Annotated in this window: 8 protein-coding genes and 1 tRNA gene; 6 read left to right on the forward strand and 3 right to left on the reverse strand. The window is 67.1% G+C overall.

What is annotated here, in order from left to right; genetic code table 11:
• The first annotated feature begins 12 nt into the window (after nucleotides 1–12).
• Together GQ466_RS12395 and GQ466_RS12400 are read left to right on the forward strand one after the other, a co-directional pair.
• A complete protein-coding gene (locus GQ466_RS12395) occupies nucleotides 13–873 on the forward strand; it encodes an ADP-ribosylglycohydrolase family protein (RefSeq protein ID WP_161103008.1) in 861 nt (286 codons plus the stop codon).
• Nucleotides 874–1,001: 128 nt separating this feature from the next.
• Nucleotides 1,002–1,077, forward strand: a tRNA-Lys gene (locus GQ466_RS12400).
• A 112-nt stretch (nucleotides 1,078–1,189) separates the two neighbouring features.
• Here the strand turns inward: GQ466_RS12400 and GQ466_RS12405 are convergent.
• From GQ466_RS12405 to GQ466_RS12415, 3 genes are all read right to left on the reverse strand, one after another.
• The gene (locus tag GQ466_RS12405; protein WP_161103009.1) at nucleotides 1,190–2,797 is read right to left on the reverse strand and encodes a TIGR04141 family sporadically distributed protein; all 1,608 of its coding nucleotides are present in this window, start codon (nucleotides 2,795–2,797) and stop codon (nucleotides 1,190–1,192) included.
• 31 nt (nucleotides 2,798–2,828) lie between these two features.
• Complete coding sequence (locus tag GQ466_RS12410; protein ID WP_161103010.1) at nucleotides 2,829–3,401, reverse strand: hypothetical protein; 573 nt, start codon at nucleotides 3,399–3,401, stop codon at nucleotides 2,829–2,831.
• A 142-nt stretch (nucleotides 3,402–3,543) separates the two neighbouring features.
• Complete coding sequence (locus GQ466_RS12415) at nucleotides 3,544–3,993, reverse strand: hypothetical protein (RefSeq protein WP_161103011.1); 450 nt, start codon at nucleotides 3,991–3,993, stop codon at nucleotides 3,544–3,546.
• A gap of 249 nt (nucleotides 3,994–4,242) precedes the next feature.
• On the opposite strand from GQ466_RS12415, the gene GQ466_RS12420 reads away from it, so the two are divergent.
• From GQ466_RS12420 to GQ466_RS12435, 4 genes are all read left to right on the forward strand, one after another.
• Complete coding sequence (locus GQ466_RS12420) at nucleotides 4,243–6,324, forward strand: N-6 DNA methylase (protein ID WP_202420400.1); 2,082 nt, start codon at nucleotides 4,243–4,245, stop codon at nucleotides 6,322–6,324.
• A 100-nt stretch (nucleotides 6,325–6,424) separates the two neighbouring features.
• On the forward strand, nucleotides 6,425–8,401 hold the full coding sequence (locus GQ466_RS12425) for a type I restriction-modification system subunit M (protein ID WP_337193437.1): 1,977 nt from the start codon (nucleotides 6,425–6,427) through the stop codon (nucleotides 8,399–8,401).
• A complete protein-coding gene (locus GQ466_RS12430) occupies nucleotides 8,398–9,666 on the forward strand; it encodes a restriction endonuclease subunit S (protein WP_161103013.1) in 1,269 nt (422 codons plus the stop codon). Before GQ466_RS12425 ends, GQ466_RS12430 begins: the two co-directional genes overlap by 4 nt.
• Before the next feature lie 3 nt (nucleotides 9,667–9,669).
• Complete coding sequence (locus tag GQ466_RS12435; RefSeq protein WP_161103014.1) at nucleotides 9,670–12,819, forward strand: type I restriction endonuclease subunit R; 3,150 nt, start codon at nucleotides 9,670–9,672, stop codon at nucleotides 12,817–12,819.
• Nucleotides 12,820–12,869: the final 50 nt, after the last annotated feature.

A 12,869-nucleotide genomic window follows, 5' to 3' on the forward strand; every position in this document is an offset into this window, starting at 1 on the left:
TCCAAGGGTGCGATGACGTCCGACCTGATGCGCGCGTCCCTGCTCGGCCTGGCGGTCGGGGACGCGCTGGGATCCCAGTTCTTCGTTCCGTCCAACCGTTCCTTCTTCGTCTCCCGCACGCTTCCGCCCGCTCCCTGGCAGTGGACGGACGACACCGAGATGGCCGCGTCCGTCGCGCACGTCCTCGACCTGCACGGACACATCGACCAGGACGCGCTGGCCGCGAGCTTCGCCGCGCACCACGACTTCGACCGGGGCTACGGGCCCGGCACCGGGCGGCTGCTGCGGCTCGTCCGCGCGGGCGGCGACTGGCGCGTCCTCGCGCGGGAGGCGTTCGGCGGGCAGGGCTCGTGGGGGAACGGCGCGGCGATGCGGGTCGCGCCGCTCGGGGCCCGGCACGCGGGCGACCCGGACGCGGCGGCCCGCGACGCCGCGCTCTCGGCGGAGGTCACGCACCCGCATCCCGAGGCGGTCGCGGGCGCGGTGGCCGTCGCCGTCGCCGCCGCGCTGCGGGCCCGCGGGCCGTCCGCGCCGGGGCCGTTCCTGGACGAGATCCTGCGGCACGTCCCGCCCGGCCGCGTCCGGACCGGAATCGTCGCGGCGCGGCGGCTGCTGCCGCTGTCCGACGCGTCCGCGGTCGCCGAGGTGCTCGGGAACGGACGCCTCGTCGCCGCGCACGACACCGTCCCGTTCACGCTGTGGGTCGCGGCCCGGCACGGCGCCGACTACCGGACGGCGTTCTGGGCCGCCGCCGGGGCGGGCGGCGACGTGGACACGACCTGCGCGATCGTCGGCGGCATCCTCGGGACGCCGCCGCCGGACTGGGCCGCGTCCACCGAGCCCCTGCCCTCCTGGCTCCCCGCGCCTTACTGAGGTGCGCGCGCCGACGCCCGCCCTCTACACTCGGAGTGTCTGCCGGAGACCGAAATCCGTCGCTCCCCGCCCCGGACCGTCCGGGACCGGGCCGCCCGGACACCAGGTCCCCGCAGGCCGGCGGGCAGGGGTCGCTAGCTCAATTGGCAGAGCTCCGGACTTTTAATCCGTAGGTTGTGGGTTCGAGTCCCACGCGACCCACCACAGCAGGTCAAAGACCAATGAGGGGCGTCCAGGCCCACTAGGTCCCCATCGACTGCATCCCTGCCGTCCACTCACGCCCGAGAACGAGTCAAGCTTCAGCGAGGCCGGACGGTCAGCACGGCTCGCCCGGAATGCCGATCACTTCGACTGCCACGTCCTGCCGAAGCGCCCGAGCCATTCCGACGAGCGCGATCCGGGCCAACGGAAACAGAGTGGCGGTTGTCAGCGTTCTCCCGGTCTTGAGGTGGATCGCCAAGATGACCTTGTGCGGCCGGGTGTCGGACGGCACAGACCGCTTTCCCTTTGAAGCCGCGCCAACGAGCTCGTTGAACATCTTCCGGGCCTCCGCATCGTGCAGCAGCGTCTGCACTCCCGCGAGTGCCTGGACAGCGAGATGGCTCAGCGGACCGGCACCGTCTGCAGGCTTGACGCAGATCAGCTCTCCGTCTGCCCCGTACAGGTCGCAGACCTCAAGGCCGTTGTGCCGGTGCAGGGCCGTCTTGATGAACTTTCGGTCGAGGCAGGTGAGCCGCTCGTTCTGAGCACGCTCGTTGTATGCCCGTTCGTGCTCGCCGGGATGCCAAGGCGGGAGCACCACACTGGGTTCGGAGCTGATCAGCTTGGTGACCTCACGGTCGATCGAAGCCAGGTAGTCGGCCCCGCCCTCGTACCAATTGCTCTCGGTCAGGAAGTAGTGACGGTGTTCTTCGGTAAGCCACGCGTCGATCCACTTGATCGCCGCCGCGCTGCCCACCCGGCGTCCGTCCTCGCCAGTCAGGACGATCTGCCCTGCACGAAGGGCTTGGCTCGGGCTCTTCGTCGGACCGGAGACCGCCCGGGCACGGATCACGTTGATGTCGAGGTCGTCGCCGCGGGCTGAAGTGCCGTCGATACGCACGACGTAACCGCTCGCGGTCGCGAACCGGTCGGCGAGCGCGGACGGGACGGCCAGGCTCACGCACTCCGTCGCGGGGTCGCGGAGCGCGTCGTCCAGCGCGGCGTTGAGCGTCCGAAGCGTGTCCGGGTCGCCGACGGGAACGATCTCCTCGACGAAGGCCAGATCGGGATGGGGATCGGCGGCGTGGATCTGCGACAGAGCTGCCAGGGTGGCACGGAGGACCTCGGGCTCGTCCGGCAGGGGCAAGTGCAGCCCGGCGGAGCCGACCACGCGGACCTGTCCGTCACGCGGCAGGTTGAGGAGCCGGGCGCTGAGACGCCCGCCCAGTTCACGCACCAGTTCTTCGTGCTGGCTGAGCCCGATCGCGGCGATGCGGAGTCCGGACGGGGCGCGGGTCGCGTCCTGGCGCCCCCGCCCTGACAGCCGGCGCCGGACGATGTCGTTCACCTGGGCCGGGTCGATGCCGCGCACTGCGACGCGGAGCCCGAAGGACGGGTCCTTGTGCGCGTCCGGGACGAGCCGCCAGCCCTGATCGAACCCGATCGCGTAGACCTCGCCGGCGACGGCCGCGATCAGCAGGGCGGCGGTGTCCAGCCGCGGCAGATCGACGTCGACGCCGGTGAGACCGGTGACCTCATCGCACCAGGAGGCGCGGTGGATGTCGAACTGCCCGCTGACCAGCAGCGACGGGCAACCGAGATGGTCTTCGGGGAAGGTGATGGTGTAAGTCAGGTCGTCGTACCTGTCGAGGTCGAGCACGTCGAGCATGCCCGTGGGTGTGGGATCGACTCCGAGCAGCCGGTAGACGGTGCGGACGGACATGGTGTTTCCTCGCGGAGTTGTCGGGCGACGGTTATTCCCTACGCAGGTTCCAGCGGCCGTCTGCCGAGATGGTGATGAGCGCGGTTCCGTCGGGCAGAAGCGCCTGGCCGTCGTAACGGCCGATCTCGTTGATGAGATTCTGCTGCTCGGTGCCCGAGTAGGCGTTGACGATGAAGTTGTCCGAGCCTTGGTGGGTGATGGTCGCCGTGGTGAGCCCTGTCGTGGGCATGAGAAGACGGAGGACCTGATCGCCTCGACCGTGAGCGACCGCTCCGGTCCAGCGCTCGGCCGCGCCGATCGGCTTCAAGCGGATCGTCCACGGGCCGTCGGCCTTCACCGTCAGGGCTTCGGTGAAGGTTCCCTCGTCGATGTTGAATAGAACGCTGCCCCGGTAGGCTCCGATCGCGTTGACGAGCGTGTCGCCTTCGGTCCCGTCCCTGTCGAGCGAGGTGACGATGAAGTTGGAGCCGCCCGAGTGGGCGACGGTCGCGATCCTGGGAAGGGTCGCCGTGCCGGATCCGGACGATTTTGTCTCCGGTGCCCCGGTAACTCTGCATCTCCGGTTCGGGTGCCGTCGTCGGCGTGGCCCCGGTCGATCCCGCATCGACCCGTGCGGGGGCGGACACCGGCGCGGCGGCAGGCGGCGTCTCGGCTGTTGAGCCGCCGCAACCCGTGACGGCGGCCGCGACGACGGCCAGAACGGCGATGGTTTTCAACATGAGTGCTCCAGAGATCCGGGCAGCGGGTCAGGCCGCGGCCTGGGCCCGAGCGGCCTCGGAGAACAGCGGGTGGGTCGTCGCGATGATCTCCGACAGAAAGCGGCCCCTAGCGCGCACGAAGCCGATCACCTTCTCCTTCGGCGCGCGGGTCGGCGTCGCGATTTGGTCCTGGCGCTCCCCGAGGGCCGAGTCGGCGGTGTGCTTGGCGCCGCCACTGTCGGTCAAGCTGAAGTAGAGCGGGTTGACCTGCAGGTTCCTGGTCGTCTGGTTAGTGACGCTCACCTTCGCGCACGACAGCGCGCCGCCGTCGCCCAAAACGCTCCGCGGCGCGCGGACGCGCTTGATCGGGACGCGCTTGGCCGTGCCGCCTCCGCCCGCGCTCGTGGCGGGCTGGATGGGTGTGGCCTCCTGCTCGATATCGCAGCCGGTGGTGAGGCCGGCGACGGCCGCACCGGCAGAGACGACGTACTTGCGCATGGTGGCTCCTGGAAGTCGGGGGGAGGCGTCTGAGTTGCGGTTGCGATACGCCCGGGGACGCATCTGTGGTGGTCAACTCTGCCGGGGCGGCGGGATGCCATGGGCCAGCCTGTTCGAGCGGTGACCTGAGGCAGGTTCCACTGATTGAAAGCGATACCATGAGAGCATAGCCTGAAAGCCTTGTCAAACAATCTTCAGGCTGGAAGCATGTAAGGTAACGGCGTTCCCGAAAGCTTCCCAAGGAGACTGATGCCCCCGTCGAGCGACGAGCTGACCGCCGTCGAGATCTCCCGGCTCGCGGGGGTAACGCGGGCGACCGTCAGCAATTGGCGCCGCCGTCACCCCGACTTCCCGCAGCCCAGCGGAGGAACGGAGGCAAGCCCGACCTACGACCGCCGACAGGTGGAAGCATGGCTTCAGGCGCGGGGGCAACTACCGGATCGTTCGGCCACCGACGACCTGCGCACCCGGCTGCGCGGGCGTAGCGCCGCGGAGATCGAAGCGCTGGCTCTGCTGGTGGCGCACCTTGCCGGGTTTGCTACGGCCGAGCGGATCCGCATCGCGAACGTCGGTGATGACGCGCTACTCGCCTTGCACAAGGACGTTCCCGGAATGACGCCCCCGCCCCCCGGGGGCGACACGGTCGCCCTTTGGCGTTCGGCCGTCAACGTCCTGGCGGAGGAGGGAACCGCCGCGATCCTCGCCGCGCTCGACGACCGCGCGGACGACCCGCCCGGCGTCCGCGGCTCCCACCCCACGCCCGCCGTCGTCGCCGAGCTGATGGCGGATCTGGCGACGACCGGGCCTGCACGGATGGACAGCGTCCTCGATCCGGCGTGCGGTGGCGGAACCCTGCTCACCGCGACCGCCACCCGCCTTGGACCGGAAGCGCACGTCTACGGACAGGACAGCCGGGTCATCGCTGCGGCGCTGACCCACGCCCGCGTGCGGGAGGCGCTACCCGGCGCTCACGTAGACGTCCGCGGCGCGGACAGCTTGCGCGACGACGCCTTCCCCGGACTCCGGGTGGACGTGGTGGTGTGCAACCCGCCCTACGGCGACCGCGAGTGGGGACACGAGGAGCTGGCGCTCGACCCGCGGTGGGCCTTCGGAGTGCCGCCGCGCGCGGAACCCGAACTGGCGTGGGTCCAGCATGTCCTGGCGCATCTGGACGATGGTGGCCAGGCCGCAATGCTGCTGCCACCGGCCACCGCTTCGCGCCCGTCCGGGCGGCGGATCCGGACCGAGCTGCTCCGGCAGGGCGCCGTGCGGGCCGTGATCGCGCTGCCCTCCGGACTCGCCGTCCCCTACCACATCGGGCTTCACCTGTGGATACTGCACCGTCCGCCCGAGCCCCGGGTCGGGGAGGACGTCGTGCTGTTCGCCGACGTCAGCCAGCAGACGTCCGCGGCGAGCCGCGCTCGCGACGAGGCTCCGGACGAGAGTCCGATCCGGCAGCGCGTCAACGAGGTGTGGCGGGCGTTCTCCGCCTCCCCGGCCACGTTCGCCGCGATCCCGGCGACCGCCCGCGGCGTTCCCGCGATCGACCTGCTGGACGACCTCGTCGATCTCGCGCCCGCCCGGCACGTCCGCACGGCACTCGTGGTGACCCCCACCATCGCGGCCCGGCACCTGACCGACATGGTGCAACGGCTGGCGAAAGACGTGGCGGCGCTAGCGAAGGCGAGCGAGCTGGACGGCTGGTCCCCGGCCGATGGCTCCGGCCGAACGTGGCGCAGCGCGAGCCTTGCCGACCTGGTGAACGGACGGGCCGTCACCGTCCACCGAGGAAACCGCAGCGGCCCTGCGGGCGACGTCCCCGCCGAACTTGCCGGACGCCGCGTCCTGCGCGCCCGGGACCTCATCGACGGTGCGGAGGCCGAGGGAGATCCCGAAGAGGAGCGCCTCACCGGCTCGGTCGTGATTGCGGCCGGAGACGTCCTGCTAGCCCAGACGGCCAGTCCGACGGGCGCGGCGGTCAGGGTCGCCGACGAGTGCGACGCCGGATGTCTTCTGGGCAACGGCGTCCATCTGCTGCGCCCCGACCCGGACCGGCTCGACCCGTGGTTCCTCGCGGGGTTCGCAGGCGCGAGCGACAACATCAGCCAGGCGACCACGGGAACCTCGACGCATCATCTGGTGGCGTCGCGCCTGCGCATCCCGCTGCTGCCGCTGGACGAGCAACGCACCTACGGCCGGGCGTTCGAGATGATCCACCGGCTTCGCCGGGCCGCCAGGGACGCGGCCGGGCGTGCCGACCAGGCGGCGGATCTCCTGACCACAGGACTCACCGGCGGCGCACTGCTTCCACCCGGCGGAGAATCTCCCTGAGTCCGGCACGCGGACGCCTTCGGATGGACGACACTGAGACTCACCCCAGACCACGGAACGCAGGAAGGGCATCTTGGACACCGGTAAGCACACCGAATTGGTGAACCACGCCTGGTCGGTCGCCGATCTGCTGCGCGGCGACTTCAAGCAGTCCGAATACGGCAAGGTCATCCTGCCGTTCACGGTGTTGCGGCGGTTGGAGACTGTCCTCGCACCGACCCGGCGCGCGGTGCAAGAGATGCTCGAGCGGTTCAAGGACCAGGACCTCGATCTCGACCGGTTTCTGCGCCGTGCGTCAGGCCAGTCGTTCTACAACACGACTGCCTACACGTTGGAAAAGGTCGCAGCCGATCCGGAGCACGCGGCGCCGAACCTCGCCCGGTACGTCGCTGGCTTCTCGCCGAACGCGCGCGAAGTGCTGGAGAAGTACGAGTTCGCGCAGCAGATCAAGCGGTTGGACGCCGCGAACCTGCTGTACAAGGTCGTCGGACGGTTCGCCGACCTCGACGTACGGCCCGAAGTTGTGTCCAACCACCAGATGGGCTACTTCTTCGAGGACCTCATCCGGCGATTCTCCGAGTTGTCGAACGAGACGGCCGGAGAGCACTTCACGCCCCGCGAGGTCATCCAGCTCATGGTCAACCTCCTCATCGCGCCCGACGCCGACGCACTTAGCGTGCCAGGCATCGTCCGCAAGATCCTAGACCCGGCGTGCGGCACCGGCGGAATGCTCAGCACGGCGCATGAGTACATCACCGGGCTCAATCCAGATGCCACGGTCGAGGTCTATGGGCAGGAACTCAACGGCGAGTCGTGGGCTATCTGCCGGTCGGACCTGATGATCAAGGGGCAGGAGCCGGACAACATCATGTTCGGAAACTCCTTCAGCGACGACGGCCACCGCAACGAGAAATTCGACTACCTGCTCGCCAACCCGCCGTTCGGCGTGGAGTGGAAGAAGGTCAAGGACGAGGTCGAGCACGAGCACGACACGCTAGGCGAATCCGGACGCTTCGGTGCCGGCCTGCCTCGGATCAACGATGGTTCGTTCCTCTTCCTGCAGCACATGATCTCCAAGATGAAGCCGGTGGAGGCGGGTGGCAGCCGGATCGCGATCGTCTTCAACGGCTCACCGCTGTTCACCGGCGCGGCCGAGTCCGGCGAGTCGCGGATCCGCCAGTGGATTTTGGAGAACGACTGGCTGGAAGCCATCGTCGCGCTGCCCGACCAGCTCTTCTACAACACCGGCATCTCGACGTACTTCTGGATCGTCACCAACCGCAAGAACGTCGACCACCAGGGCAAGGTAGTCCTGCTGGACGCCCGGGACTACTGGCAGAAGATGCGCAAGTCCCTCGGTGATAAACGCAAGGAGATCGGCGACGGCAAAGACGGCCGTCCCGACCACATCGGCGAGATCACCCGGCTCTACGGCGATGCACTGCAGGTCGCCAAGGACCCCGACCACCCACTGCACGACAAGGTCAAGGTCTTCCGCAACACCGATTTTGGCTACCATCGCATCACGGTAGAACGCCCGCTCAAGCTGCGCTTCGAGTTGACGGACGAGACACTCGCCGCACTCGCTGCACTCAAGCACGTGCAAAAGCTCCCTTACGCTGACGAGTTTATCGATGCGCTGCGCCCCCTCCTCGGCACGACTTGGCCTACGAAGTTCGAAAGCCTGAACGCCCTAATGGGCGCGGTCGTGGACGCCGGTCTCCAGTGGCCGTCCAGCGCACCGTTCGCGAAGGCCGTCCGCGATGCCGTCGGCGTCCGCGACCTCGAGGGTGAAGTCCAGAAGGATCGCAAGGGTGTTGTAGAGCCGGACGCCGACCTACGCGACTTCGAGAACGTGCCGCTCGAGGAGGACGTGGACGAGTACCTCAAGCGCGAAGTCCTCCCACACGTCCCCGACGCCTGGATCGACCACACGAAAACCAAGGTCGGTTACGAGATTCCGGTGACGCGCCACTTCTACACCTACCAACCCCCACGACCCCTTTCCGAAATCGATGCCGAGTTGAAGGACCTTGAAGCCGAGATTCAGGCCCTCTTGAGCGCGGTGACCGAATGACGTTCCCGACCATTCCACTCCGACGGATTTTTAAGGTAGTAAATGGCGGAACGCCTGCACAGGATGTCGCGTACTGGAACGGCACGATTCCTTGGGCGACACCCGCCGACTTCGGAGAACACTTCGCAGCCATTCACCAGACGAGGCGCGCAATCACCCGAAACGGTGCTGAAAATGGATCGGCGACCGTGCCACGAAATTCGCTCATTGTTTCCACGCGCGCCCCCATTGGCTATATATCTATTGCGACAGAAGAAACAGCGTTCAACCAGGGCTGTCGAGGACTCGTTCCAACGGGCACGGCGAACAGCAAGTTCTACGGCTACCAGCTCGAGGCACGCCGTGAGGAACTACAATCGCTCGGACTTGGCTCCACTTTCATGGAGCTATCGACGAACGAATTGGCGTCCTTTCCCCTCTATACGTGCTCTCCACTTGAGCAGCGGCACATCGCTGACTTCCTCGACGCCGAAACCGCCCACATAGACCGAACTGTGGCCACAAGCAAAAGGCTACTTGAAGTACTTGATGAACGACGCACAGCCGCGGTAGTCAACCAAATTCTAGGCGGTGCCACGACTGGCCGAAGGTCTAAGCTGCCGTGGGCGGAGTTCCTACCGGACGCCTGGGACGAGGTGCGCGTCGGTCTGCTGGCGCGTATGGGCAGCGGGCACACACCGAGCCGATCTAAGCCAGAGTGGTGGAAAGACTGCACAATTCCGTGGATCACCACGGGCGAGGTGCAGCAAGTCCGGGACGATCGGACAGAAGTCATCACGCACACACGTGAAAAAATTAGCGTGCTCGGGATGCGGAACTCTTCGGCAGAACTGCACCCCCGGGGAACCGTTGTCCTCTGCCGCACTGCTTCCGCGGGCTATTCCGCAGTCATGGGTACCGACATGGCGACTAGCCAGGATTTCGTTACGTGGACGTGCGGTCCTCGACTCGATCCATACTATCTCCTGTGGTGTTTGCGCGCTATGCGACAGGATCTCCTTGGGCGCCTCGCGATGGGGTCCACGCACAAGACCATTTATGTACCCGATCTCCAGATGCTGAAAATTCCACTTCCGCCATCAGTGGACGACCAGCGCGAAATTGTTCAGCGCATTCGACGTAACAATGAGAAGGCCGATCGACTCACTGACAAAGTGAAAGGGCAGCTTGATCTGCTGGCCGAGCGGAGGCGGGCGCTGATCACGGCCGCGGTCACGGGGCAGTTCGATGTTTCCACGGCTTCCGGTCGTGGGGTTACGGAGTAGGTCATGAGCCCTGCGCATGACGAGCGGGCGTTCGGGTCCGCGATCGTCGCGGCGATGGTGGAGCGTGGGTGGCGGGAGGGCGATCCTCGTGACTACCGTCCCGAACTCGGGCTGGACACCGGGCATCTCTTCACCTTCATCGGCAAGACGCAGGCCGAGGAGTGGGAACGTCTTCTCACTCTTTACGGCAACGACCCGGACGCGGCCCAGCTCGGGTTCGCGCGGCGGCTCGATCGCGCCATCGCCGAGGACGGCCTGGTCGCCGTGCTGCGCAAGGGTGTCAAGGACCGGGGCGTGCTCATCCGCGTCGCGTACTTCAAGCCGAACCTTGTGCTGGACGACGCTGCCCTCGACGGTTACCGGGCGAACCGGCTCACGGTCGTCCGAGAGCTGGAGTACGCGGCCAAGCAGTCCGACCGCGGAAACCGGCTGGATCTGGCATTGTTCCTCAACGGCATCCCTGTCGCGACGGCCGAGCTGAAGAACCCGTTGACAGGGCAAGGTGTCGAGCAGGCGAAGGAGCAGTACCGCAGCGACCGCGATCCGAGCGAGCTGATCTTCCGGCACCGGGTCGTGGCGAACTTCGCCGTCGATCCGGACCTGGTGTTCGTCGCGACAAGGTTGCGCGGCGCCAAGACCCGCTTTCTGCCGTTCAACACGGGTTCCGATGGTCCCGGAAGGCCCGGTGGCGCGGGCAATCCCGTCCCATCGACGCCCGGCAGATACGCGACCTCGTACCTATGGGAGCGGATCTGGGAGCCGGACACCTGGCTCGATCTGCTGCAACGGTTCGTCCATGAGCAGCGGACGAAGACGTCCGGGGGCCGCTTCACCACGACCACGATCTTCCCCCGGTTCCACCAGTGGGACGTCGTGACGAAGCTGGTCGCGCATGCCGCCCGGCACGGCGCCGGTCACAACTACCTGGTGATGGCGTCCGCCGGGTCCGGCAAGTCGAACACCATCGGCTGGCTCGCGCACCGCCTCACGTCCCTGCACACGCCCGTGAACGCCGGCGACCTGGCCCCGGAGGCGCGGGCGAACGGCGTGGAGCCGGGCACCCCCGTCTTCGACAAGGTCATCGTCATCACCGACCGGCGCAGTCTCGACGCGCAGCTCAGTGAGACGGTCGCCGCGCTGGAGCAGACCGCCGGTCTCGTCGTGAAGATCGACGAGCGGTACGGGGCGAAGTCCGAGCAGCTCGCCCGCGCCCTCGCCCAGCGCACCGGAAAGATCGTGACGGTCACGCTCCAGACCTTTCCCGCACTGATCAACTACCTCAGGGAAGCCCCCACCGAGATCGCTGGCTGCCGGTTCGCGATCGTCGTGGACGAGGCTCACTCCTCCCAGTCCGGCGACGCGGCCACGGCCGTCAAGGCGGCGCTGCGCGACTTGGGCCTGGACGCCGACTCGGACGACAAGGGAGCCACGACCGTCCAGGCCAAGTCCGAGCGCAAGGCCGCGCAACGGTCGCGGGCAGCGAACCTGTCGTACTTCGCATTCACCGCGACGCCGAAGTCCAAGACGCTCGAACTGTTCGGAACGCTGGACACCACCGGTGCGGAACCGACCTACCGGCCGTTCCACACGTACTCGATGCGGCAGGCCATCGAGGAGGGATTCATTCTCGACCCGCTGCGCAACTACATCACGTACGGCACGTTCTGGAAACTGGTCAACAAAGGCCCGGACGACCGGGACGTCGACCCGGCCAAGGCCAACCCGCTGCTCGCACGGTTCGCACTGCTGCACCCCTCGACCGTCGCGCAGCACGCGAAAATCATCGTGGAGCACTTTCGGTCGCACACCAAGGGTCGGCTCGGCGGACGGGCCAAGGCGATGGTGGTCACCGGATCGCGGTTGAGCGCCGTGCAGATGTCACGGGCGATCAAGCAGCACATCGACGACATGCAATACCGCATCGGCGTGCTTGTGGCGTTCTCTGGCAGCCTCACCCACGAGGGCGAGGAGACCACCGAGTCGAAGGAGAACGCCGGCCTGCCCGAGAGCGCCCTCCCGAAGGCGTTCGCCTACACGCGCGCCGACGACCTCGCGACGCGGTCGGGCGGGCAAGGTCAGCCGGAATACCGCATCCTCGTGGTCGCCGAGAAATATCAGACGGGGTTCGACCAGCCGCTGCTGACGACCATGTACGTCAACAAGAAGCTGACAGGCATCTCGGCTGTCCAGACACTCTCACGCCTGAATCGGACCGCCGACCGCAAGAGTCAAAGCGACCTTGCGGTCCTGGACTTCTCCAATGACGCCGCGGACGTCCAGCAGGCATTCCGTCCCTACTACGAAGAGGCGACGACCCTCCCGTCCGACCCGAACCTGCTCTATACCGCGCAGAGCCGGGTGCGGGCAGCGCGGATCCTGTCCGACTCCGAGATCGAAGAGTTCATGGCGGCCTTCCACGCCGCTGAGGAAACGGCGACAGGGTCCTCCACCCACGCCGAGCGGCTGCACGCGGAGTTGTATCGGCTGCTCGCACCAGCCGTCGAACGGTTCACCGAACTCGCCGACGGCGACGAGGACCAGCAGGTGGCGGAGGACTTCCGCGCCGACCTCCGCGACTACGTCCGCAAGTACGGTTTCCTCGCGCAAATCGTCCCCTACCAGGACGCCGATCTGGAAAAACTGTACATCTACGGACGGCACCTGCTCAACCGGCTGCCGCGCCGTGCGGACGGCGGTGTCGACATCGGCGAGATCGACCTGAGCCATCTGCGTGTCGAGCAGACCGGCGAGCACGACGTCAGCCTGTCACCCGAAGACCCGACGCCGATGAAGGGCTTCGCGGACGGCCCGGTCACCGCTCGTGAGCAGGAGAAGTCACCGCTGTCGGAACTGATCGAAAGGTTCAACGCCAGGTTCGGTACCGACTTCACCGAACAGGACATCATTAAGCCGTTCGAGGAGGCGCTGGCCGACCCCAAGGTCAAGCAGGCCGCCGTTGCCAACGATGATGAGGGGAATTTCGGCGTCGTCTTCGACCGGGTCTTCGAGGACAAGATGATGGACCACGTCGATTCCATCGCAAATCTCGGTCGGCAGTACTTCGGTTCCGATCCCGAGGTCAAGGCCGCATTGAACAGCCGTGCCCGGCGCGCCGCGTGGGATCTGCTCCGGCGGCAGACCGGGGTCGCCTGACCGACCGCCGGTGCCGGCCGTTCGCCGCCTGATCCGGCGAACGGCTGGAC

The sequence above is a fragment of the Actinomadura rayongensis genome (genome assembly GCF_009831215.1).
Classification (GTDB): domain Bacteria; phylum Actinomycetota; class Actinomycetes; order Streptosporangiales; family Streptosporangiaceae; genus Spirillospora; species Spirillospora rayongensis.

Bases quoted from the DNA above. Each gene is read 5' to 3' on its own strand.
- GQ466_RS12420 (WP_202420400.1), top strand. From the start codon at position 4,243: ATGCCCCCGTCGAGCGACGAGCTGACCGCCGTCGAGATCTCCCGGCTC.
- GQ466_RS12410 (WP_161103010.1), bottom strand. From the start codon at position 3,401: ATGCGGGATCGACCGGGGCCACGCCGACGACGGCACCCGAACCGGAGA.
- GQ466_RS12415 (WP_161103011.1), bottom strand. From the start codon at position 3,993: ATGCGCAAGTACGTCGTCTCTGCCGGTGCGGCCGTCGCCGGCCTCACC.
- GQ466_RS12430 (WP_161103013.1), top strand. From the start codon at position 8,398: ATGACGTTCCCGACCATTCCACTCCGACGGATTTTTAAGGTAGTAAAT.
- GQ466_RS12435 (WP_161103014.1), top strand. From the start codon at position 9,670: ATGAGCCCTGCGCATGACGAGCGGGCGTTCGGGTCCGCGATCGTCGCG.
- GQ466_RS12395 (WP_161103008.1), top strand. From the start codon at position 13: ATGACGTCCGACCTGATGCGCGCGTCCCTGCTCGGCCTGGCGGTCGGG.
- GQ466_RS12405 (WP_161103009.1), bottom strand. From the start codon at position 2,797: ATGTCCGTCCGCACCGTCTACCGGCTGCTCGGAGTCGATCCCACACCC.